We start from the raw sequence: 23,595 nt of genomic DNA, 5'->3' as shown, positions 1-23,595 counted from the left end.
GCCGCCGGCCTTTTCCACCGGGATAAAGAAGGGTGGAAACCCGCGGCGCGGGAACAGCCATCCCGAACCCGTCATCGGGTTCGCCAGCCGGCGGATCGATCTGCGCCCTCGCCTGCCTAGCCCTGGAGGACCAGCCGCAGGGCATGCCGTCCGCCGTCCAGCGGGACGCGGACGCGCCCCTCGCCACAGTCGATGGGCGTGCCGTCGAGCAGCGCCTGCGCGATGCCCCGGCAGCCCTGCGCAGGATTGTCCACCTGGAGTTCGTAGCGGGTCGAGCCCAGGTTCAGCGTGGCGGAAAACCCCGGCCAGGTGCTCGGAATGCAGGGGTCGACGAGCAGCACGGCCCCTTCGCGGCGCAGGCCCAGAATGCCCTCGATACCGGCACGATACATCCAGCCGGCGGCGCCGGTGTACCAGGTCCAGCCGCCGCGCCCGACATGCGGGGCGACGGAATAGACGTCGGCGGCGACCACATAGGGCTCGACCTTGTAGCGCTCGACCGCCTCGGGCGTGCGCGCATGGTTGATCGGGTTGAGCAGGGCGAACAGCGCGCCGGCCTTGTCGCCCGCCCCCAGCCGGGTAAACGCGAGGATCGCCCACATCGCGGCGTGGCTGTATTGCCCGCCGTTTTCGCGCAGGCCCGGTGGATAACCCTTGATGTAGCCGGGATCGAGCGGCGTCTTGTCGAAGGGCGGGGTGAACAGCAGGGCCAGGCCGTCGTCGTCGCGGATCAGTTGCCGCTCCACCGACGCCATCGCCAGCGCCGCGCGCGCCGGATCGGCGGCCCCCGACAACACGGCCCAGGACTGGGCAATCGAGTCGATGCGGCATTCCTCGCTGTCCTTCGAGCCGAGCCAGGTACCGTCGTCGAAGGTCGCCCGGCGATACCACTGGCCGTCCCAGGCCTCGCGCTCGAGCGCCGCGCGCACCACGAGCGCATGCGCCCGCCAGCGCTCGGCGCGCTCGGCGTCGCGCGCCTCGGCCAGCGGCAGGAACAGCTCGAGGGTGCGCAGCAGCAGCCAGCCGAGCCACACGCTTTCGCCCTTGCCGCCTTCGCCGACCCGGTTCATGCCGTCGTTCCAGTCGCCGGAGCCGATCAGCGGCAGGCCGTGTTCGCCGGTGAGCGCGAGGCACTGGTCGAGGCCGCGGGCGCAGTGCTCGAACAGCGAGGCCGATTCGTCGGCGAGCAGCGGCTGGAAGAAGGCGTCGTGCTCGTCGGGGCGCAGCAGCGGTCCGTCGAGAAACGTCACCCGCTCGTCCAGAATCGCCGCGTCGGCCGAGCCGGCGATGTAGGTCGCGGTCGCGAAGGCGAGCCAGACCCGGTCGTCCGAGATTCGCGTGCGCACCCCCTGCCCGGAATGGGGCTGCCACCAATGCTGCACGTCGCCCTCGACGAACTGCCGGGAGGCGACGCGCAGCAGGTGGCTCCGCGTCGCCTCCGGCCGGGCGAAGACCAGCGCCATGCCGTCCTGCAGCTGATCGCGGAAGCCGTAGGCGCCGCTGGCCTGGTAGAAGGCCGAGCGCGCCCAGATGCGGCAGGCCAGCGTCTGATAGAGCAGCCAGCCGTTGAGCAGGATGTCCATCGCCCGGTCGGGCGTCCTGACCTGGAGCGTCCCGAGCAGCGTCTGCCAGTGGTCGGTCACCGCGGCGAGCACGGCATCCAGATCGGTTGCGCGATAGCGGACGAGCAGCGCCCTGGCCTCCTCGACCGAGGCGCATTGCCCGACGAACGCGACCACCTCGACCGTCTCGCCCACCGCGAGGTCGACGATGCACTGCAAGGCCGCGCAGGGGTCGAGGCCGGCGCCGGTGGTGCCGGACAGGGGCTGCCGGCCGACCAGCGCCGCGGGCACCGCCGCTCCGCCGTTGCGCCCGAGAAACTCGGTGCGGTCCGCCGTCCAGGCCGTCTGCCGGCCGCCGAGGTCGGCAAAGGCGACCCGCCCGGGGAACGCCATGCTCCAGGGATTGCGGGCCAGCAGCGCGCCGGTGGGCTCGTCGAGCTCGGTGGCGATGAACGGCCCCGAGGCGTCGCGCAAGGTGCCGAGCACCCACTCGAGATAGGCCGTGACCGAGAGCCGGCGGGGCGTGCCCGAGAGATTGCGCAGGGTCAGCCGGGAAATCCTCAGCGGATCGGCCAGCGGCACGTAGTGCAGCAGCTCCAGGGCGATGCCGTGCGCCTGGTGCTCGAAGCGGCTGTAGCCGTGGCCGTGGCGGGCGAGGTAGGTGCCGTCGTCGCGGATCGGCAGCGCCGTGGCGCACCACAGCGCGCCGGTCACCTCGTCGCGCACGTAGAGCGCCTCGCCGGGCGGATCGCCGACCGGGTCGTTCGACCATGGCGTGAGCTGGTTCTCGCGACTGTTTTCCGCCCAAGTGTAGCCGCTGCCCTCCGCCGACACCTGGAAGCCGAAACCGGGATTGGCGATCACGTTGATCCACGGCGCCGGCGTCGTGCCGCCTGCCTCGAGGATGGTCACATATTCCCGACCGTCCCTGGCGAAGCCGCCCAGGCCGTTGAAGAACTCCAGCTCCCCGGCCAGCGCCGCCGGCGCCGACGCGGGGCGCGCGCCCGGCAGGACCGGCCGGCGCCGCCGGACGGGCGCCGGCCGGAGCGGCGCCGGCGGCAGACGGGCGAGCTGGTCCGCGAGCGGGCCGCGGCGGGCGTGCAGGACCACCCGCGCGGTCGCCAGCAGCAAGGCACGGGCCTCGCCGCTCATGAGGTCGGCGCGCAGCACGTAGACCGAGCCCTGCGCGTGCCGTTCGCCGAAATTCGGTCGCGACTGGCTACTCCACACCGCGGTCTCGATGGCGACCTGCAGATCCTGAATGTAGGAGGAGACCCGCTCGTTGACGATCACCAGATCAACGCCGAGGCGCTTCATCCGCCAGTACTCGTGGGCGCGCAGCAGCTGGCGAACCTGGGCGATGTCCTCGAGTTCGTCGATTCGCAGGAGAACGATCGGCAAGTCGCCGGAAATCGCCAGCGGCCACAGGCTCGACTGGGGACCGGCACCGCGGAGGATCGCTTCCGCAGACACCCGAAAGCGCGCATCGGCGTACAGGATCGGGGCGCTCAGGCGCTGGAAATCCGCCGCTTCCGCCGCCGTCACGTCGAGATAGCGCAGCTGCACCTGGGCCTGGGTCCACGCCAGGGTCTTCGCCCGGTCGAACGAGCTGCGGTCGTTGTGCTTGTCGACCAGATCCAGAAGCTCGGCGCGCGACGAGGCGACCACGGTCCAGAAGGCGACCCGCGCGACCTGGCCGGGCGCCACCCGCAGCCGATGCCGGATCGAGAAGACCGGGTCGAGCACGGTGCCGACGCCGTTCGACAGCGCCCGCCCATCGGCGACGGCGGCCGCCGTGGCGACCGTGCGGCCGCGCCCGACGAAACGGGCGCGGTCGGACTCGTATTGCAGGTCGGCGACGACCTCGCCCTCCACCACGGTGAAATGCGCGGCCCAGACCTGCGGCTCATCGGCCGCCCGCGGGCGGCGGGTGGCGATGAGCGCGCCGAACTCGGCGCAATACTCGGTCTGCACGAACAGCTTGGCGAACGCCGGGTGCGCCTTGTCGGCGGCCGGCGTCGTCAGCACCACTTCGGCGTAGGAGGTGAGCTCGATCTCGCGCGGCCGGCGGCCGCCGTTGGTCAGCGAGACGCGACGCACCTCGCCGTCGTCCTCGCCGGAAAGCAGCACGTCGAGGGTGGTCGTCAAGCTGCCGTCGCGGCGGATGAATTCGGCCTGGTCCTCGCCGAACACGACTTCGAAAGCATCCGCCTCGCCGCCGACCGGCTGCGCCCCCGCCGACCAGAGCTGGCCGCTCTGCATGTCGCGCAGGAAGACGAAGGAGCCCCAGTCGTCACGGGTCGCGTCCTCCCGCCAGCGGGTCACGGCGATCTCGCGCCAGCGGCTGTAGCCGCCGCCCGCCGCGGTCAGCATCACCGCGTAGCGGCCGTTCGACAGCAGATGGGTGATCGGCGGGCCGCCGGCCTCCAGCACCAGCCGGCGCACCGGCGACGTCTCGCTATGGGCCTCGACGGCGGAGGCCTTCACCTCTTCGGCACGCGGATGGCCAACCGCGACGTCGCGTGGCATGCGCTCCTGCAGCAGCAGCTCGCAGGCCTGGATCATCGGCTCGCGATGGAAGCGCGTGCGCATCCGGCCGTCGTGCAGGGTGTTGGCGATGGCGACGATGGTCATGCCCTGGTGATGGGCCATGAAGTTGCGGACGATCGCCATGCGCGTGCCATCGGGCAGGCGCGAGCGGGTGAAATCGAGGGCTTCGTAGAAGCCGTAGCGGCCCAGCGCACCCATCTCGGCGAGGCGGCGGTAGTTGCGTTGCGCCCGCGGCGGATCGACCATCGCCGCCAGCCCGGTCGCATAGGGCGCCACCACCACGTTTTCGGCGAGGCCGCGCTTGAGGCCGAGGCCGGGAACGCCGAAGTTGGAGTACTGGTAGGTGAACTCCATGTCGCGGGCGTTGTAGGCCGACTCCGAGATGCCCCACGGAATGCCCAGCGCCTGGCCGTAGGCCTCCTGGCGCGCCACCACCAGCCGGGTGGTCTGCTCCAGCAGGCTGCCGAGCGGCGCGCGCATCACCAGCGACGGCATCAGGTATTCGAACATCGAGCCGGACCAGGAGATCAGCGCGTACCCGCCGCCGAGGGGGGTCGCCGTGCGACCGAGGTGGAACCAGTGGCGGGTCGCCACATCGCCCTTGGCGATGGCAAACAGGCTGGCCAGCCGGGCTTCCGAGGCGAGCAGGTCGTAGCAGCTGGGGTCGAGGTTGTTGTCGGCCTGGGAATAACCGATCGACAGGAGCTTGCGCGCGGGGTCGAGGAGAAACGCGAAATCCATCGCCAGCGCCATCGAGCGCGCCGTGTCGGCGAGGGTCTTCAGCCGGACCTTGAGGTCCTGCTCCGCCGTGGCGACCTGCTGCCGGTCGCGCACCTGCTCGTTCAGCGCCTGGCCCAGTGCCTCGATCCAGAACAGCAGATCCTCGGCCTCGGCGCCCGCGACCCCGAGGTCGCCGGCCGCCCTGGCCGCCTGTTCGGTCAGGCGCTGCAGCAGCGGCGACAGCGTCTCGAGCGCGGGCGTCCCGCCCAGACGGGCTTCGATCTCGTCGAGGGCGGCCAGCAGCGGCTGCCGGCGCTCGTCCGCGACGGCCGGCAGGGCGGCGGCGGCCTCGCGGGCCAGCCGGGCGTTGTCGAGCAGGCCCTGGCGGGCCTCCGGCGCCAGGGGAGCGTCCAGCCACTCCTCGCAGGCATTGGCCAGCACGATCAGGTGCCCGGCGAAATTGCCGCTGTCGACGGACGAGACGTAGGCGGGATCGAGCGTATGCAGGCCGCGGGTCTCGTACCAGTTGAAGAAGTGGCCCTTGAAGCGCGGCAGCTTCTGCAGGGTGGCGAAGGTCGCTTCCAGTCGCTCGACGGTCTGCAGGGTGCCGGCCCAGCCGAAGTCGCGGGCGGCGACGGCGGAGAGCAGGTAGAGCCCGATGTTGGTGGGCGAGGTGCGGTGCGCGACGACCGGCTTCGGGTCCTCCTGGAAATTGTCCGGCGGCAGCAGGTTGTCCAGCGGCGTCACGAAGGTTTCGAAGAAGCGCCAGGTGCGCCGCGCGGTGAGGCGCAAGTCGTGCGCATCCGCCGCAAAAACCGCGACGTGCTGCGCGACCGTCGGCGGCCGGCTGGCGACGCAGGCGAGCGCCGGCGCGCCCAGCCACAGCAGGGCAAAGGGCAGCAGCAGCGGCCAGGACGACGGCGCGCCGGCGAGCGCGACGGCCGCCAGCGACAGCCCGAGCAGGGTGCCGGCGGCCATCTCCCGATAGAAACCGCGCAGGTCCAGCGGCGGCCGTCCCGCCGACTGGGCGGCGGTCGTCCATTCGAGCAGGTGCCGACGGCTGACGAACAGCCGCACCAGCGTTCGGACGATGGCATCGCCCATGCGCCAGGCCTGATCGGGCAGGAAGGCGAGCGACAGCAGGGTCTGCATGGCCGCCCGCTGCAGATCGGCCGCCAGCTGGCCGAAGTGGTGGCGCAGGGAAATGCCGGGGCGCGGCGGCAGCATGCAAAAACAGCTCGGCAGGAAGACCGGGATCGCCAGGGCCGCCAGGACCAGCAGCACGCCGGCCAGGGCGGCCGGCAGGGGCAGCAGCCAGCACAGGCCGAGAGCCAGCAGGGTCGACGGCGCCAGCAGCGAGCGGCGCAGATTGTCGAGCATCTTCCAGCGGCCGACCGGCGGCAGCGCCTGCGCGCCGGTTCGCGGCCCGAAGACCCAGGGCAGGAGCTGCCAGTCGCCGCGCGTCCAGCGATGCTGGCGCTTGGCGGCGACATCGTAGCGCGCCGGAAAATCCTCGACGACCTCGGCGTCGGAGACGAGGGCGGCACGCGCGAAAACGCCCTCGAAGAGGTCGTGGCTGAGCAGCGCATTCTCCGGGACACGGCCGCAGAGCGCGGCCTCGAAGGCATCGACATCGTAGATGCCTTTGCCGGTATAGGAGCCTTCGCCGAAGAGATCCTGGTAGACGTCGGAGATGGCCGCCGCATAGGGGTCTATGCCGCCGGGGCCGGAGAACACGCGTTGATGGAGCGAGCCTTCGCGGCCGACGGGCAGCGCCGGTGTGACCCGCGGCTGCAGAATGGCGTAGCCGCCGACGACCCGCCGGCGGGCCTCGTCGAGGCGCGGGCGATTCAGCGGATGGGCCATCTTGCCGATCAGGCGCAGCACGGTATCCCGCGTGAGCCGGGTATCGGCGTCGAGGGTGATGACGTAACGCACGTTGGCCGGCACCTGCGGCGGGTGCCCGGCGATGGCGACGAAGCTGGTGTCGGTGGCCCCGCGCAGCAGCCGGTTGAGTTCGTGCAGCTTGCCGCGCTTGCGCTCCCAGCCCATCCACTTTTGTTCGCCGGCGTTGAAAAGGCGCCGCCGATGCAGCAGCAGAAAGCGGCTGCCGTCGGCGCCCGGCCCGTAACGACGGTTCAGTTGCTCGATCGCCTCGGCGGCCACCGCCAGCAGCGGGGCATCGCTGTCCAGCACCTCCTGGTCCGCATCGACCCCGTCGAGCAGGAGGGCGAAGCTGAGATCGCCGCTGGCGCCGGCGAGGTGGTGGACCTCGAGCCGCTCGATGTGCTCCAGCAGTTCGGCTTCGCTGGTCAGCAGCGCCGGCACGGCGACCAGCGTGCGCAGCGACGGCGGCACGCCCGCCTTCAGTTCGATTCCCGGCAAGAGGGTCGCGCCGCAACACCAGGTGATCGCGCGATTGACCAGCGCCGTCGCCACTTCGCTCGCCGGGAGCGCGCCGACCAGCGCCAGCGGCGCGAGCCAGCCCGGCGCCAGGCCGGGGATAGACAGCGCCCACAGCGCAAGGCCCAGCAACAGCAGGGTGAGCACGAGGATCGCGCCGGCATAGCCGCCGATCCCCAGGCCGATGTTGCAGCGGCGGATGCGCAGCCGCAGCGGCGGCCGAAAGCCGAGCCTGCGCTCCAGCGCGCGGCGCCCCTCGGCGATCAGGTGATAGCCGGGATCGCCGACGCGCTCCGCCTGCGCGGCATCGACCGCCTCCGCCGCCGCCCGCTGCGCGGCCTCGAGCACCTGGCCGACGATGTCGAGCTCCGAATGCGCCGAACCGCGGGCCAGCTGTTCGATCGCCTGGCGGTACAGGTTGCGGGTCGGAAAATCCATGGCGGCGAAGGCGCTGCCCGCGCGCAGCCGGTCGTCGACCAGGCTCACGCTCTCGAACAAGTCGGCCCAGTCGATATTCGAGATCAGCCGCATGCTGGTGATGACGTTGCGCACGCTGACGTTGGCCGCGCCCTGGCGCTGCTGGGCCTGCTCCACTTCCGCCTCGATCGTGGTCCCCTGGCGTTCGAGCTGCTCCTCCAGCCAGCCGAACGCCGGCATGGTCCTGGGGTCCTGGTCGCGCAGCCGCTTGGCGAGCTGTGCGGCGAAGGGGCCGGACAAGGGGCCGCCGGCGCAGGCGGCGCGCTTCGTTTCGAGTTCGGAGCGCGTGCACCCCGAGCCGACCAGCCAGTCGGCCAGCGTGTCGGCGTCGTCACGCGCGCGGTGTTCGGCGCTGATCTGGTCGGCCAGCCGGCGCAGGTTCTCGACCAGGACGATGCGCAGGGTGATCGCCACCGCCCACAACTCGCCGATGGTCAGCGGTTGCACCCGCTGATAGGCGATGATGAACCGCCGCAATACGTCGAGATCGATGTGGCTGTCGGTGTGGGCGATGAAGGCCCAGGCCAGGCCGAATACCCGCGGATAACCGACGAAGGGTCCGGCCGCCAGCTTCGGCAGCTGCCGGTAATAGCCGGGGGGCAGGTCGTCCCTGATTTCGCGGATCTGCTCCTCGACCAGGTGATAGTTGTCGAGCAGCCACTCCGCCGCCGGCACCACGCTGCGGCCACCCTCCAGCTCCGCGGCGCTCGCCCGATAGGCGGCGAGCAGCACCGCAGCATTGTCCTGCAGCCGGCGCTGCAGCGACGGCACCCCGCGCGGCCTGGTCGTGACCGCCTGCGCGGCGGCGAGACTTTCCGCGTGCTGCTCAAGCCGCTCGACCCCGAAAAGCTCGTCCCGCACCGGAGCCGGATCGTTCCAGGGCGGCATTGCCGAAAACCGGCTGCCGCGCCACTCTGCCATCGCCATGCTGCCCCCATCCGATCCATCCGCCCTGACGGCCGGTAAACCCTGAAAGGTCCCGATACGGCGATCAGGCGTCGGCTCAGCGAGGCATTGGCCATCTCATCGGACGTGATGCACTTGCATCGTTCGCCCCGGAAAGTAAAGACCGTATTCCGCCCGTCGCCCTCCCTCTTCGTCGGACCGCGCCGGATCGCCGGCGGCCGCGCGTCACCTCGGCTCCTCTTCCGCCCGGTGAGCGCGGTGCACAGCGCCATGCCGGTGTGCCGAGGCGCTCATGTTCCGTTTGTCGGTAGAGGTGTGAGGGTCGGATCAACCTCTTGCGTCGGTTGTCCAATCGTGAGCAGGCAGGGCGCGAAAGCGCTCGACCATCATGTCAGGAGGTCTCGCGATGAGCAGCTTCAGCATCGAGGGCTGGTGCAAAACCAGCAGTGAGCAAGCGCCCATTCCGGTGGAGGACATCAGCTTCTATCTGAACGGAACCGACCATCTGCATCTGGAACAGGCCGAGGAGTACTTGCAGAGGACGCATGAATCCGACGTCATGGTCGATGTCGATATGACCACGCTGAACTTGAGCATGCCGGCAGAATACAGCCCCTTGTCGGACTGCAAGCTGCGCGTCTACTTGAACGCGGATACCCAGCGGGGCCATTTCCATCTGGTCGGGCATCGGGCGAGCGATGGAAGCCTGATCTATAGCAACGCGGTTCTGATCGACCAGTTGATGTAGTCGGGTCGCCACCGGAGCCGGACTCCGGTGGCGAGGCCGAAGGGCTCACGCCTCCTCCAGCTCCACCAGCGCCGTGCCCTCGCCGACCAGCTCGCCCTCGCGGCAGTACAGCCCCTTGACCACCCCGGCCCGCGGCGCGCGGATGCTGTGCTCCATCTTCATCGCCTCCAGCACCACCAGGGCGGCGCCGGCCTCGACGTGCTGGCCGGCCTCGACCAGCACGCGGACGATGCTGCCGTTCATCGGTGCGGTCAGGCCGCCGTGGTGGGCGTGCCCGGCCTCGACCTCGGCGAGCGGGTCGACGCGGCCGACGGCGTGCAGCTCGCCGGCCCACTCCAGATAGAGGGTGTCGCCCTGGCGGATGGTGTGCAGGCGGCGGCGTACCGTAGGAGCGGATTCATCCGCGGAACCGCCATCGCGAATGAATTCGCTCCTACAGGAAAGCCATTCGCCCTGCAGCTCGGCGCCGTCGCCGGCGCGCACCTGACGCCGGGTGCCCTGGCAGGCCAGATGCAGCTCGATCTGCGCCGGCAGCCCGGCCCGCCAGCCGTCGGTCGCGCTCCACGGCGAGTGCGGATCGTCTTCGCGCCGGCGCGGCGTCTCGCTCTGCACGAAGGCGCTGGCGGCCAGTTGCCAGAAGGCTTCCGGCAGCTCCCGCGGGGCCGGCAGCAGCGCCTCCTGATGGCGTGGAATGAAACCGGTGTCCAGCTCGGCGCCGGCGAAGGCCGGATGGGCTAGCACCCGGCGCAGGAAGGCCAGGTTGGTCCTGACGCCGCCGACCGCGGTCTCGGCGAGCATGGCAAGGAGACGCTGGCGCGCTTCCTCGCGGTTCTCGCCCCAGGCGATCAGCTTGGCCAGCATCGGGTCGTAGAACGGCGACACCGCATCGCCCTCGGCCACCCCGCTGTCGACCCGGCGCCCCGGCCCGGCGCTCGGCTCGCGGTACAGCGCCAGGGTGCCGCTGGCGGGCAGAAAGTCGTGCTCGGGGTCCTCGGCGTAGAGGCGCACCTCGATGGCATGGCCGTGCAGCGGTACCTGCTCCTGGCCGATCGGCAGCGGCTCGCCGCGGGCGATGCGGATCTGCCAGGCGACCAGGTCGAGGCCGGTGATCGCCTCGGTGACCGGGTGCTCGACCTGCAGGCGGGTATTCATCTCCATGAAGAAGAACTCGCCGCGCGCATCGAGGAGGAATTCCACGGTGCCGGCGCCGACGTAGCCGATGGCCTGGGCCGCCTTCACCGCCGTCTCGCCCATGGCCCGGCGCAGCGCGGGCGACAGACCTGGCGCCGGGGCCTCCTCGACCACCTTCTGGTGGCGACGCTGGATCGAGCAGTCGCGCTCAAAGAGGTACAGGCAGTGGCCGTGCCGGTCGGCGAACACCTGGATCTCCACATGGCGCGGCCTCTCCACGTATTTTTCCACCAGCATGCGCGCATCGCCGAACGCCGCCCGGGCCTCGCGGCGGGCCGACTCCAGCGCTTCCGCCAGTTGGGCCTCCGCTTCGACCACCTTCATACCCTTGCCGCCGCCGCCGGCGGTGGCCTTAAGCAGCACCGGGTAGCCGATGGTCTCGGCGGCGGCGCGGAAGGTTTCGTAGTCCTGCGCCTCGCCGTGGTAGCCGGGCACCAGCGGCACGCCGGCCGCCTCCATCAGCGCCTTGGCCGCCGACTTGCTGCCCATCGCCTCGATGGCCGCAGCCGGCGGACCGAGGAACAGCAGCCCGGCGGCCTCGCAGGCGCGGGCGAACTCGGCGTTCTCGGACAAAAAGCCATAGCCCGGATGGACGGCCTGGGCGCCGCTCTCGCGGGCGGCGGCGACGATCCCGTCGATCCGCAGGTAGCTCTCGGCCGGCTTGGCGCCGCCGAGGCCCACCGCCAGGTCGGCCTCGCGCACATGCCGGGCGTGGCGGTCGATGGCGCTGTGCACGGCCACGGTGGTCAGGCCCATGGCCTTGGCGGTGCGCATCACCCGGCAGGCGATCTCGCCGCGGTTGGCGATCAAGAGGGTGTCGATGGAACGGCTCATGAGCGGTCCTCCTGCCAGGCGGGGCGGCGTTTCTCCAAGAAGGCGCGCAGGCCCTCCTGGCCTTCCGGGCCGACCCGCAGGCGGGCGATGGCGCTTTCGGTGTAGCGGCGCAGGGCCGGGGTGAGCGCGCCGCTGCCGACCTCGCGCAGCAGGTCCTTGGTCGCCTTCATGGCCTGCGGGCCGTTCTGCAGCAGGGTGGCGATCCACTGCTCCAGCGCGCCGTCCAGCTCGGCGGCCGGGTAGCACTCGGCGAGCAGGCCCAGCTCGCGGGCGCGGGCGCCGTCGAAGCGCTCGGCGGTCAGGGCATAGCGGCGCGCGGCGCGCTCGCCGATGGCCTGCACCACGAAGGGGCCGATCACCGCCGGGGCGAGGCCGATGCGCACCTCGGACAGGGCGAACTGCGCGTCGGTCGCGCCGATGGCCAGGTCGCAGCAGGCGACCAGCCCCAGCGCTCCGCCGAAGGCCGCGCCCTGCACCACGGCCAGGGTCGGCAGCTCGAGGTGATGGAGGTTGTACATCAGCTCGGCCAGGGCCTGGGCGTCGGCGAGGTTGGCGGCGTAGTCGAGGTCGGCGGCCTCGCGCATCCAGGCCAGATCGGCGCCGGCGCAGAAGTGCCGGCCGCGCCCGCGCAGGACGAGAAAGCGCAGCTCGCGGCGCTCCTTCAGTGCGTCGAGGACGAGGATCAGCTCCTTGATCATGGCGGCGTCGAAGGCGTTGTTCTTCTCCGGGCGGTCGAGCCAGAGGGTGGCGAAGCCGCGCGGGTCGAAGTCGAGCTGGAGGGTCTGGAAGTCGCTCATGGTCGGGGCCTCTTACATCCGGAACACGCCGAAAGCGGTCGGCTCGATGGGCGCATTGAGCGCGGCGGAAAGCGCCAGGGCCAGCACCTCGCGGGTCTGCGCCGGGTCGATCACGCCGTCGTCCCACAGCCGGGCGCTGGAGTAGAAGGCATGCGCCTGGCGCTCGTAGCGCTCGACGATGGGCTGGCGGATCGCTTCCTCCGCCTCGGCGGAGAAAGACTGCCCGGCGCGCTCGGCCTGCTCGCGCTTGACCTGCACCAGCACCCCGGCGGCCTGCTGGGCGCCCATCACGCCGATTTTGGCGTTCGGCCACATCCACAGAAAGCGCGGCTCAAAGGCGCGCCCGCACATGCCGTAGTTGCCGGCGCCGAAGCTGCCGCCGACGATCACGGTGAACTTCGGCACCTGGGCGCAGGCCACCGCGGTGACCAGCTTGGCGCCATGTTTCGCAATGCCCCCTGCCTCATATTTTTGCCCGACCATAAAGCCGGTGATGTTCTGCAAAAACAGCAGCGGGATGCCGCGCTGGCAGGCCAGCTCGATGAAGTGCGCGCCCTTCTGTGCCGCCTCCGCGAACAGGATGCCGTTGTTGCCGAGGATGGCCAGCGGATAGCCGTGCAGGTGGGCGAAGCCGCAGACCAGGGTGGTGCCGAATAGCGCCTTGAACTCGTCGAACGCGCTGTCGTCGACCAGGCGGGCGATCACCTCGCGCACGTCGAACGGCTGCCGGGCGTCGCTCGGGATCACCCCGTACAGCTCCTCGGCCGGGTAGCGCGGCGCACGCGGCACGCGGCTCTCCAGCCGGCCCTGCTTGTGCCAGTTGAGGTTGGCCACGCAGCGCCGGGCTAGGCCTAAGGCGTGCTCGTCGCTCTCGGCATAGTGGTCGGCGACCCCCGAGGTCCGGCAGTGCACGTCGGCACCGCCCAGTTCCTCGGCGCTGACCACCTCGCCGGTGGCGGCCTTCACCAGCGGCGGGCCGGCGAGGAAGATGGTCGCCTGATTGCGCACCATGATGGTCTCGTCGGACATCGCCGGCACGTAGGCGCCGCCGGCGGTGCAGGAGCCCATCACCACGGCGATCTGCGGGATGCCGGCGGCGCTCATGGTCGCCTGGTTGAAGAAGATCCGCCCGAAGTGCTCGCGGTCGGGGAACACCTCGTCCTGGCGCGGCAGGTTGGCGCCGCCGGAATCCACCAGATAGATGCAGGGCAGGCGGTTCTCGCGGGCGATGGCCTGGGCGCGCAGGTGCTTCTTCACCGTCAGCGGGTAGTAGGTGCCGCCCTTCACCGTGGCGTCGTTGGCGATGACCATGCACTCGACGCCCTCGACGCGGCCGATGCCGGCGATCAGCCCGGCGGCCGGCACCTCCTCGTCGTAGACCTCGAAGGCGGCGAGCTGGCCGATCTCGAGAAACGGCGAGCCGGGATCGAGCAGGCGGTCGATGCGCTGGCGCGGCAGCAGCTTGCCGCGCGCTGTGTGGCGCTCCTGGGCCTTGGCGCCGCCGCCCTCGCGGATGCGTCCGAGCAGGACGTGCAACTGGTCGACCTGTTCGCGCATGGCCGCGCCGTTGGCGGCGAACTCCGGCGAACGGGGGTTGAGCTGGGTGTGCAGGATGGCCATGGGCTAGCTCCCTGATGCCGTTGGCGCTGGTCTCGGTGGAAAAGGCCTGCGGCCGTTTTCCACCCTACCGGGGCGACCGTGGGGCGTAGGGTGGAAAACCCGCGCAGCGGTTTTCCACCGGATGGATCGATCAGCGCGTCTCGTCGAACAGCTCGCGGCCGATCAGCATGCGGCGGATCTCGCTGGTGCCGGCGCCGATCTCGTAGAGCTTGGCGTCGCGCCACAGCCGCCCGGTCGGGTAGTCGTTGACGTAGCCGTTGCCGCCGAGGATCTGGATCGCCTCGCCGGCCAGCCAGGTGGCCTTCTCCGCGCAGTAGAGGATCACCCCGGCGCAGTCCTTGCGCACCTGGCGCACGTGCCCCGAACCCAGCGCGTCGAGCTGCCGGCCGACCGCGTAGAGGTAGGCGCGACAGGCCTGCAGGGTGGTGTACATGTCGGCGACCTTGGCCTGGATCAGCTGGAACTCGCCGATGCTCTGACCGAACTGCTTGCGGTCGTGGATGTAGGGCACCACCACGTCCATCGCCGCCTGCATCAGGCCCAGCGGGCCGCCGGCGAGCACGGCGCGCTCGTAGTCCAGGCCGCTCATCAGCACCTTGACCCCTTCATTGACCTGGCCGAGCACGTTCTCCGCGGGGATCTCCACGTCGCAAAACACCAGCTCGCCGGTGTGCGAGCCGCGCATGCCGAGCTTGTCGAGCTTCTGCGCCACCGAGAAGCCGGGGCTGTCCGTCTCCAGGACGAAGGCGGTCATGCCGCGCGCGCCGGCCGCCGGGTCGGTCTTGGCGTAGACCACCAGCACGTCGCAGTCCGGGCCGTTGGTGATCCACATCTTGGTGCCGTTGAGCACGTAGCGGTCGCCCTTGCGGTCGGCGCGCAGCTGCATGGACACCACGTCGGAGCCGGCGTTGGGCTCGCTCATCGCCAGGGCGCCGATGTGCTCGCCGGAGATCAGCCGGGGCAGGAAGCGTTCCTTCTGCGCCGGCGTGCCGTTGCGGTGGATCTGGTTGACGCAGAGGTTGGAGTGCGCGCCGTAGGACAGGGCGATGGCGCCGGAGGCGCGGGACAGCTCCTCCATGGCGATCATGTGCGCCAGATAGCCCATGCCGGCGCCGCCGTACTCCTCGGCGACGGTCAGGCCGAGCAGGCCCAGCTCGCCGAACTTGCGCCACAGGTCCATGGGGAACTGGTCGCTGCGGTCGGCTTCGGCGGCGCGCGGGGCGATCTCCCGGGCGGCGAAGCCGGCCACCGAATCGCGCAGCATGTCGATCTCCTCGCCGAGGAAGAAATTCAGTCCGGGCAGGTTGCTCATCTCCACGCTTCCTTCTTGTCGTTATTCGGTCGGATCGGCCCGGCTTTCCCGGCGCGCGGCGCGTTACGGGTCGATCGGCGCCTGGCGAACAGCCGATGCGCTTTCCGTGCAGGATAGCCGTCCTTGAAGGGTCGGGCCTGACGGCCAATGGCGAGGCGCTCGTGCGATACTCTTCGCTGATCCGCGTCAAGCAACCGGGCGGGCGGTTCGACGAGCCTTGTCGGGACGGGGCCGAACCGCGGCTGCGGCGCCTCGATGCGGCGAATCGCCAGCGACGATGCCTTCGCCCGGATCGCCGGAGCGACCGGCCCGCGCCCTCGGCCGCGACTGGCGGCGTTGAGGCGAACCCTCCCCATCCCCCGCCGGCATGGCTTTTACCCAAGCGACGTAAAGAAAATAGTATTTTTCTACTATCCACCTGCATGGACATGCATGCTCTATGGCTTCCCTCAAGAACGTACCAACGCAAACCCAGCGGCCCCTGGCTCCCGCCCAATCGACCGACCCGGCCGGCACTGCCCCGGATGCGCCGATCCCCGTGCCGAACATCGTGCCCGTCGTGCTGGAGGCCCGGCCCGGGGCGCCCGAGGCGCCGGCGGTACGGATCTTCCTCGGCACCCAGCCGGAGCAGCACCGGGCGGAGCGGATCTTCTTCTACTCCCTGCTCAAGGTGCGCGATCCGCAGCGGCGCTACGAAGTCTTCCGGATGAGCGATCTGCCGGGATTCGACCGGCAGGGCTGGCGCACCGGCTTCACCAACTACCGCTTCGCCATTCCCTACCTCGCCGGCTGCCAGGGGCGGGCGATCTACAACGACGTCGACCAGATCTTCACCGCCGATCCCGCCGAGCTGTTCGACCTGCCGATGGGCGAGCACGCTTATCTGGCGCTGTCGCCCCAGGATACCGCGGTGATGCTGATCGATTGCGCGCAGATGGCCCGCTGCTGGACGTTCGCCAAGGCCTGCCGCAAGAGCAAGAAGTCCCTGTGCGCCGAGGCGGCCGCCGAGCCGGGCCGCTGGGGCGCGCTCGATCCCCGCTGGCATGCCCGGGACCTGGAGTACCGCCACGGCGAATCCAAGCTGCTGCATTACACCGCCCTGCACCTGCAGCCCTGGCGGCCCACGCCCGAGCAGTACTCCTACAACATCAACCCCTTCGCCGAGCACTTCCTGAACCTCGAACAGTCGGCCGATGCGGAGGGCTACGAGATCTACACCGCTGCGGCGCCCTCCCCCGACTTCGCCCGGGCCTGCGAAGACCTGGCCCAGGCGCCGGCGACGCCGCCGGCCGAGGTCTGCCGCCAGGCCCGGGAACTCGGCGCGGCGAATCTGGCGCTGGTCGGGGCCTGGAGCGAGGCCGAGGCCGGCGCGGCGGCCGTTCCGCACTGGCGGGTGGAAGCGCTGCGCGACGACGACCTTCCGCCGCAGGACGCAATTGCCGCGCGCGGTCTCGAGCGGCTGCCGCTGGAGGATCTGCCCTGGGTCGTCGACCGCCTGTTCCGGCTCGGCCGCCAGTGGGTCCTGGTGAGCGCGGCGCTGGGGCCCGAGGGGTCCCTGATCGGCAGCCCGAGCGGCTGGCGGGCGCTGCTGCGCCGGGTGGCGCAGCGTTATCCGGGTCGCTGCTGGCAGCTCGACTGCGAGGATCGCCAGGGGCGGACGCAGCGCTACCGGGCGGACTTCGCGCAGCGCACCCGTGGCGGCAGCGAACTCCCGACGGTCTGGCTGCTGCAGGGCGAACACGCCGGCGACAATGCGCAGCTGACCGCCATCGCCGAGGCCTTGGGGTGGCCCTATGAAATCAAGCAGCCAGGTACCCCTGTCGAAGCGCTGGCAGCGCCATGGCCGGATCTGGTGCTCAGTGCCGGATGGCGCACGGCGCTGCCGGCCCGCTGGATACAGCGCCAGTCGGGGGGGCGTGCGCGTCTGGTGGTGGTGGGCCGACCGCGCGCCGAGCTTTCCGGGTTCGACCTCGTGATAACCACTCCGCAATACAGGCTGCCGCTGCGGGACAACGTCGTCGATCTGCCGGCGCCGGTGATTGCCGCGCACCCGCTCGACGAGGCGACCCTGGAAACCTGGCGACAGCGGTTTTCCCATCTGCCGCGGCCCTGGGTCGCCCTGCTGGTCGGCGGCAACAGCACTCCCTATCAATTCGATGCGCCGACGGCCACCGCCCTGGGCCGGGAGGCCAGCGCCGCGGTCAAGGCCCGTGGCGGGTCGCTGCTGGTGTCGACCAGTCCGCGCACGGGCGAGGCCGCAACCGAGGCGTTGCTGGCCGCCATCGATACGCCGGTGTGGAGCTACCGCTTCGGCAGCGCCGCCGACAATCCCTACCGGGCGCTGCTGGCGCTGGCCGACGCCTTCGTCGTGACCGGGGAAAGCGTCTCGATGCTGACCGAGGCCTGCCTGAGCGGCCGGCCGGTGGCGGTGTTCCCCCTGCCGGTCCGGCGGCGCTGGAAGGCCAGGCTGAAGCATGCGTTCGAGCGAAAGATCGGCCTCATCGACCCGGTCGCCGGCAGCCGCGGCGTTCCGCGCCAGCAGAACAAGTTCGGGCGCCTCTACGACCGCCTGATCGAGACGGGCGTGCTCAAGCGCGAACGGCGCATGGAGGAGATCCACCTGGCACTGGGCGTGACGCCCTTGCCGGGGGGGCTGGATCGCGTGCCGGAAATGCCCCCCGAGTTGCTCGTCGCCTCGCGGACGCGGGTGCTCCTGGCGATCCGCGCGATCATGGAAGCCGAGAGGCCCACGAGCTGAAGACGGTTCGCCAGGATCGGCGTGCCCGGGTGCTGGCGGCCAACGGCTTGAACGGCCCGGCGAATGGGGAATGGTCTTGCTCGGGAAAACCCGGGCGGGCACCGGCATGAGCCCCGGCCGGGGAAGTGCGCTGCGTGGGACGTGTTGCCCGGAACAGGTGCCCGACGGTCGCGGGAAGACGACCGGCTTCGTCCGGGCACTGCGCCGCGAAGGGCGAGCCGCCCCGCGGCTCCTCGACGAACCCCGGGGGGAAGGCGATAGCGCCCTCCCCCCGGGGCCGGCGATAGCGTGGCGCCGGGCAACCCCGGTTCGCCCAAGGTCGCCGGGGTGCGGGGTGCGGGGTGCCGACGCGCTACCTGCCGCCGTGCGGCCCCGCTCTCAAGCCGATCGGGGAGCTATTCGAGAAGCGGACGACGCGGCGATCAGGCTGCTCGCTTGAACAGGCCTTTGAATTTCTTGGCAAGCCGCTTGAACGGCCGGTCCTCGTCGATCACCACGATAAAGACCTTGCGGTAAGATCCCGGCGGACAGTTGATCTCGCGCACGCCGTGCCACGAGTTGCCGCGCCGGCAGAACAGCAGGCTGTAGTTGCCCATCGCTTGCGATTCGGTAGCGCTGTCGAAGTCTTCGAATGCCGGCGCGCTTCTGGCGTCGAAACGCCCCTTGTCGTCGAGCACGACGGTCTGTCCGCCCCACTCGGGTCGCCAGTCGTCCCCGGTATTGAAATAGAAGATATGCGAGCCCAGTTTTTCGCGGGCATCGCAATGCGGCGAGACCGAACAACTGGCCGGCGTGTAGTGCCAGTGAAAACGCAGCCTGAAGGCACGCGTACCGAGCATGCGCGCGATGAACTGCCGATAGTCCGGGCCGCTCAGCTCCTTCATGAACGCCTGCCAGGGCGGCGAGAGCGAGAGCGTCGGCGAATACTCCAACGCCAGGCGGTCGTGGGAACGCTGGCCGTAACGGCGTCGCTTACCTACGACCTCCGTGAACTGCTCGACGACCGGCAGGCCTTCGCGCAGGGCGGCATAGCCCTCTTCGGTCAGCAGGCCGGCCGGATTGGTCCAGGGATAGGGATGCTGCGCTTGGAAAGCCTTGGCATCCATGCGCTCCAGGGCCTCGAAATCCAGATAACGCATTTGATACTCCTTTTTCGCAGAATCACGTGTTCAGGATCGCTGTTCGCCGAATTGAATCGACTCCGGGCGGGGCTTGCGCAGGGAATGCAGAATGGCCTCGGGGATGCGCCGGGCCAACGGCGAGCGCAGCAGGCGCAGGTATGCGCCAAGCCCGAGCTGGCGGCGGGCGCGCCGACACAGATCGATCCAGTGTTCGGTCATGACGCGTACCAGCGCTTCGGGAACATAGCGCCGGGTACGCCGGTTGGCGGCATCGATCCGGGCCAGCCACTGCTCGGCCCAGTCGAGATAATCCCAGTCCAGGGCGGCACCGAGCCTCTGGGGGCGCGCCAGGGCATAGTGGCGATCCAGGTCTTCTTCGCTGGGCGTTATGCCGAGTTCGAGCAGCGCGCGACGGCTGATCTCCCGTTTGCGGTCATGGCCCAGCCCATAGTTTTGCCGGGTGAAGCGGCCGCTGTGCTCGCGTCCGCAGACGAGTACGTCGGCAAGATTGGCCATGCGATACGTCCGGGCCAGACGCTGATGCAGTTCGTAGTCCTCGCAGCTCGGGAAGTCCTCGCTGTAGCGATACGCTTGCAGGATCGCGGTGCGCCCCATGATCGTGCGATTGGTCAAGGCACAATAGAACAGCAGGCTGGCATCCACGTCATCGGCGCTCAGCGGCCGGCGGCGAACCCGCTTGATGCGCTGGCCGTTGGCGTCCATGAAATCGCAGGCGCTGCCGATCTGCACCAGCTCGGGATGCCGGTCGAGTGTCTCGACCTGCCGCGCAAGGCGGGTCGGCCAAGCCTTGTCGTCGCTGTCGAGCAGGGCGATGTATTCGCCGCGCGCCAGTTCCAGGCCACGGTTGCGGGTCGCCGGAAGGCCCAGGTTGTGCGGGTTGCATTCCACGCGCAGGCGCGGGTCCCGGTAGCGCGACAACACCTCGAGGGTGGCATCGGTCGAGCCATCGTCGACAACCAGCAGCTCGAAGTCCTCGAAGGTCTGCGCCAGTATGCTGTCGACAGCCGTGCCGATGTAGTGCTGACGATTATGTACCGGGATGAATACGGTCACACGCGGTGTTGGGGACATGGGGAAACTTCCGTAACTGACGGACTGGCGCTGAAACTTCGGACAGCCCCGAAAGTGTGCACGGTAACACAATTGGCCTATGACGATCGGCCGAGGCGGCAGGGCAATCGCGCGATATCCCTCTGGCGTCGAACGAGGATTGCCGGTAGCCAATGGAACTTTTCCGAGTCTCCCACCCTACACCCCAATCCCCTCCCCCAACTTCGCCGGACTCGTCGATCCGCGCCGCGAACCCCGCGGTACGCCGTCCTGCGGGACATCGCTCCGGTCATTTATTGGGAGTTCGAACGCACCGACCTCGAACGTCTTCTTCACAATTCTTACGTGTTTTTTTCATTTTCTTTAGTTGTAACTAAGCAATTAGCCCGAACTTCCCACGACCGCCCGAACTGAAACGGCCGAACTCCTTACGGGCTATACCCTGCGCGCCGAACAGGAGCGCTTGAGGTCACTTCCGTAGCACTGAAAAAATTCAATGCTTTAATGCTTGAACACTGGGCGTTCTCATCGGAAGTCCGGGTCGGCGTCATCAAAAATTGATGATCTGTTTACCAGAAGTTCAGCCATGACGGTGTATTCAGCGGCTAACGGGTAAGGACGCTGGCCGGGTGGCGCTCGGCCTGAAGGCCCCCGAATCGACACCGCTTGACCGCTCTCCCGGCTGTGCATGTGCGATTTCGACGTGATGGATCACAAACTCGGCGAGCTGCGCTTCGGCAGCTCGCCCGCCTATCGGGAGAAAGCATGGATTTCTTCGACAAGACACCGGCCCCTCGGATTCTGCCCTTCCGCCGAGCAGACACCGGCGTCCCCGCTGCGGGGACCGGCGAGTCGACGACGGCGGTGCCGGCCATCGCGCCCGTCGTGCTGGAAGCCCGGCTCGGCGCCAAAGAGGCGCCGGCGGTACGGATCTTCCTCGGCACCCAGCCGGAGCAGCACCGGGCCGAGCGGGTCTTCTTCTACTCCCTGCTGCGGGTGCGCAACCCGGACCGGCGCTACGAGGTCTATCGCATGAGCGGCCTGCCGGGCTTCGACCGGCGCGGCTGGCGCACCGGCTTCACCAACTACCGCTTCGCCATCCCCGACCTGGCCGGACGCCACGGACGGGCGATCTACAACGACGTCGACCAAATCTACCTGGCCGACCCGGCCGAGCTGTTCGACCTGCCGATGGACGAGCACGGCTACCTGGCGCTGCTGCCCGAGGATACGGCGGTGATGCTGATCGACTGCGCGCGCATGGCCCCCTGCTGGAATTTCGCCAGTGCCTGCCACACCGCCAAGAAGACCCTGTGCACCGAGGCGGCCGCCGAGCCGGGCCGCTGGGGAGCGCTCGATCCCCGCTGGCATGCGCGCGACCAGGAGTACCGCCACGGCGAATCCAAACTGCTGCATTACACCGCCCTGCACCTGCAGCCTTGGCGGCCCACGCCCGACCGCTATTCGTACCATATCAATCCCCATGCCGAATGCTTCCACAGCCTCGAGCAGGCGGCCAACCGGGAAGGTTATGAAATCTACACGGCCGAAAACCCCAGCCCCGGCTTCTCCTCCGCCTGCCGGCAGCTAACCGGGGCCGCGGCGACGCGGCCGGACGAGATCTGCCGCCAGGTGCGGGAACGCGGCGCGGCGAGCCTGGCGCTGGTCGGGGCATGGAGCGAGGCGAACGCCAGCGGTCTATCCGTCGCACACCGGCCCATCGAAGCGCTGCGCCGCAGCGACCTTCCGCGCCAGGATACGGTCGCCGTCACGGGTCTCGAGCAACTGCCGCCGGAGGATCTTCCCTGGCTGGTGGATCGCCTGTTCCAACTCGCCCGCCAGCAGGTCTTCGTCAAGGTATCGGTGGGGCCGGAAGGGGCACCGAACGGCGACCTGGAGAGCTGGCGAACCCTGCTGCGGCGGGTGGCGCGGCGTCATCCGGATCGCGGCTGGCAGCTCGACGGCGAGGATCGCCAGGGGCTGGTCCAGCGTTATCGGGCAGACATGGCGCGGCGTATCCAGGACAGCGATACGCTGCCGACGGTCTGGCTGCTGCACAGCATCCACCCCGGCGACAACATGCAACTGATCGACCTCGCCAAGACCCTGGGCTGGCCCTATGAATTCAAGCGGCTACAGGACTGCCTGGCGAAGCCGGCAACTCCTTGGCCGGATCTGGCGATCAGCGTGGGCTGGCTCTCGTCGTGGGTGGCCCGCCGGATAAAGCGCCGTTCGGGAGGGAAAACCCGCCTGGTGGTGCTGGGGCGGCCGTTCGCGCCGCTGTCGCACTTCGATCTGGTGGTGACGACGCCCCAGTACGGGCTGCCGCTGCGGCGCAACGTGGTCGACCTGCCGGCACCCTTCCTCAACGAACGCCCGCTCGATGCGGCGGCACTGGACGCCTGCCGGCAGCGCTTCGCCCATCTGCCTCGACCCTGGATCGCGCTGCTGGTGGGCGGCAGCAGCAAGCCCTACCGGCTCGATGCGCAGACGGCCACCGCCCTGGGCCGGGAGGCCAGCGCCGCGGCCAGGAGCCGGGGCGGCTCGCTGCTGGTCTCGACCAGTCCGCGCACCTCGGATAGCGCGACCGATGCGCTGCTGGCAGCCATCGATGTCCCCGTGTGGAGCTATCGCTTCGGCAGCGCCGGCGACAACCCCTACCCGGCACTGCTGGCGCTGGCCGATGCCTTCGTCGTGACCGGCGAAAGCATCAACATGCTGACCGAGGCCTGCATGACCGGCCGGCCGGTGGCCATGTTTCCCCTGCCGGCCCGGCGACTGCCGCTGGGAGGGCTGCTGAATGCCTCCGAGCGTTTCCTGAACGCCATCGGCCGGATGGCGAGCCGCCGCGGCACGCCGCTGCAGCAGAGTCTTCTCGGGCGTCTCTGCGACAAGGCCGTCGAGGTGGGCTGGTTCAACCGCGAGCGCCTTATCGGACAGGTGCATCGGGCACTGGGCGTGAGTCCCTTGCCGGAGGGGCTGGACCGGCTGCCCGGACTCTCCCCCGAATTGCTCGCCGGCTCCCGCGCGCGGGCCGTCCAGGCGATCCGGGACCTGATGCTGGACCGAGAGGCCCAGGCCTTCCGGAGCAGCCCCGAAGGCGTCGGGCCTGTCGAGGCCGACCTCGCCAAGGCGCTCCAGGCGACCGATCGGAATCGCGGCATGCTCGCCCGCACGGACGCCGCGACCCGGCCTCGCCGCCGCTCCGCGAAGCACTGAGGCGTTGCCGCCGTCGCCCGGAGCAACCGGACGCCCCGGCCCGCCAGCCGGATCTCCGGGCGCGCAAAGGCTTCGACGGGAAACGCCCGAGCGGCGCTGCACCGGCCGCCATCCGGCAACCGTGCTGTACTGAACGTCTGCATCCACCAATACCCGGCAACTTCCCGCGTGAGGACATGCATGAACCTCCAAGCCAATGAATGGCTCGCTCGGTCCCGGTCGATCATCGGATCGCCCAGCCCGGCAGTGAACAGGCTCGACGCCGCACCGGGCATGACGCCCGTCGTCCTGGCGGCTCGGAAGGGC

The 23,595-nt window shown here is 69.7% G+C and carries 10 protein-coding genes; 3 read left to right on the top strand and 7 right to left on the bottom strand.

The window, feature by feature from the left end:
- Positions 1-116: 116 nt before the first annotated feature.
- On the bottom strand, positions 117-8,600 hold the full coding sequence (locus tag BMY22_RS10495; protein ID WP_244158844.1) for a glycoside hydrolase family 94 protein: 8,484 nt from the start codon (positions 8,598-8,600) through the stop codon (positions 117-119).
- Between the two features lie 424 nt (positions 8,601-9,024).
- Between BMY22_RS10495 and BMY22_RS10490 the strand changes: the two genes are divergently transcribed.
- The gene (locus BMY22_RS10490) at positions 9,025-9,366 is read left to right on the top strand and encodes a hypothetical protein (RefSeq protein ID WP_090621783.1); all 342 of its coding nucleotides are present in this window, start codon (positions 9,025-9,027) and stop codon (positions 9,364-9,366) included.
- 45 nt (positions 9,367-9,411) lie between these two features.
- Here the strand turns inward: BMY22_RS10490 and BMY22_RS10485 are convergent, their stop codons facing one another.
- From BMY22_RS10485 to BMY22_RS10470, 4 genes are all read right to left on the bottom strand, one after another.
- Positions 9,412-11,391, bottom strand: coding sequence for an acetyl/propionyl/methylcrotonyl-CoA carboxylase subunit alpha (locus BMY22_RS10485; protein ID WP_090621782.1), 1,980 nt, complete (start codon positions 11,389-11,391; stop codon positions 9,412-9,414).
- Positions 11,388-12,188, bottom strand: a complete 801-nt coding sequence (locus BMY22_RS10480; protein WP_090621780.1) for a gamma-carboxygeranoyl-CoA hydratase — start codon at positions 12,186-12,188, stop codon at positions 11,388-11,390. Before BMY22_RS10480 ends, BMY22_RS10485 begins: the two co-directional genes overlap by 4 nt.
- A 12-nt stretch (positions 12,189-12,200) precedes the next feature.
- The gene (locus tag BMY22_RS10475) at positions 12,201-13,808 is read right to left on the bottom strand and encodes a carboxyl transferase domain-containing protein (protein ID WP_090621778.1); all 1,608 of its coding nucleotides are present in this window, start codon (positions 13,806-13,808) and stop codon (positions 12,201-12,203) included.
- A 130-nt stretch (positions 13,809-13,938) separates the two neighbouring features.
- The gene (locus tag BMY22_RS10470) at positions 13,939-15,120 is read right to left on the bottom strand and encodes an isovaleryl-CoA dehydrogenase (RefSeq protein ID WP_090621777.1); all 1,182 of its coding nucleotides are present in this window, start codon (positions 15,118-15,120) and stop codon (positions 13,939-13,941) included.
- Positions 15,121-15,559: 439 nt separating this feature from the next.
- On the opposite strand from BMY22_RS10470, the gene BMY22_RS10465 reads away from it, so the two are divergent.
- Positions 15,560-17,878, top strand: a complete 2,319-nt coding sequence (locus BMY22_RS10465) for an ELM1/GtrOC1 family putative glycosyltransferase (RefSeq protein WP_090621776.1) — start codon at positions 15,560-15,562, stop codon at positions 17,876-17,878.
- 422 nt (positions 17,879-18,300) lie between these two features.
- Here BMY22_RS10465 and BMY22_RS10460 read toward each other — a convergent pair whose 3' ends face one another.
- Both BMY22_RS10460 and BMY22_RS10455 read right to left on the bottom strand, forming a co-directional pair.
- Complete coding sequence (locus BMY22_RS10460; RefSeq protein WP_090621775.1) at positions 18,301-19,017, bottom strand: 2OG-Fe(II) oxygenase; 717 nt, start codon at positions 19,015-19,017, stop codon at positions 18,301-18,303.
- 30 nt (positions 19,018-19,047) lie between these two features.
- Positions 19,048-20,091, bottom strand: coding sequence for a glycosyltransferase family 2 protein (locus BMY22_RS10455; protein ID WP_090621773.1), 1,044 nt, complete (start codon positions 20,089-20,091; stop codon positions 19,048-19,050).
- 744 nt (positions 20,092-20,835) lie between these two features.
- On the opposite strand from BMY22_RS10455, the gene BMY22_RS10450 reads away from it, so the two are divergent.
- Positions 20,836-23,289 carry an ELM1/GtrOC1 family putative glycosyltransferase gene (locus BMY22_RS10450; protein WP_090621771.1) on the top strand — a complete coding sequence of 818 codons (2,454 nt, stop codon included), beginning with the start codon at positions 20,836-20,838 and terminating at the stop codon, positions 23,287-23,289.
- Positions 23,290-23,595 lie beyond the last annotated feature (306 nt).

The organism is Azotobacter beijerinckii, from assembly GCF_900110885.1.
Classification (GTDB): domain Bacteria; phylum Pseudomonadota; class Gammaproteobacteria; order Pseudomonadales; family Pseudomonadaceae; genus Azotobacter; species Azotobacter beijerinckii.
Note: the sequence above shows the minus strand (reverse complement) of the source record. Positions and strands in the feature narration are given on the sequence as shown.

What these genes read in the sequence shown, in the direction of transcription:
- BMY22_RS10495 (WP_244158844.1), bottom strand. Translation starts at nt 8,600, where the DNA reads ATGCCGCCCTGGAACGATCCGGCTCCGGTGCGGGACGAGCTTTTCGGG.
- BMY22_RS10490 (WP_090621783.1), top strand. Translation starts at nt 9,025, where the DNA reads ATGAGCAGCTTCAGCATCGAGGGCTGGTGCAAAACCAGCAGTGAGCAA.
- BMY22_RS10485 (WP_090621782.1), bottom strand. Translation starts at nt 11,391, where the DNA reads ATGAGCCGTTCCATCGACACCCTCTTGATCGCCAACCGCGGCGAGATC.
- BMY22_RS10480 (WP_090621780.1), bottom strand. Translation starts at nt 12,188, where the DNA reads ATGAGCGACTTCCAGACCCTCCAGCTCGACTTCGACCCGCGCGGCTTC.
- BMY22_RS10475 (WP_090621778.1), bottom strand. Translation starts at nt 13,808, where the DNA reads ATGGCCATCCTGCACACCCAGCTCAACCCCCGTTCGCCGGAGTTCGCC.
- BMY22_RS10470 (WP_090621777.1), bottom strand. Translation starts at nt 15,120, where the DNA reads ATGAGCAACCTGCCCGGACTGAATTTCTTCCTCGGCGAGGAGATCGAC.
- BMY22_RS10465 (WP_090621776.1), top strand. Translation starts at nt 15,560, where the DNA reads ATGGCTTCCCTCAAGAACGTACCAACGCAAACCCAGCGGCCCCTGGCT.
- BMY22_RS10460 (WP_090621775.1), bottom strand. Translation starts at nt 19,017, where the DNA reads ATGCGTTATCTGGATTTCGAGGCCCTGGAGCGCATGGATGCCAAGGCT.
- BMY22_RS10455 (WP_090621773.1), bottom strand. Translation starts at nt 20,091, where the DNA reads ATGTCCCCAACACCGCGTGTGACCGTATTCATCCCGGTACATAATCGT.
- BMY22_RS10450 (WP_090621771.1), top strand. Translation starts at nt 20,836, where the DNA reads ATGGATTTCTTCGACAAGACACCGGCCCCTCGGATTCTGCCCTTCCGC.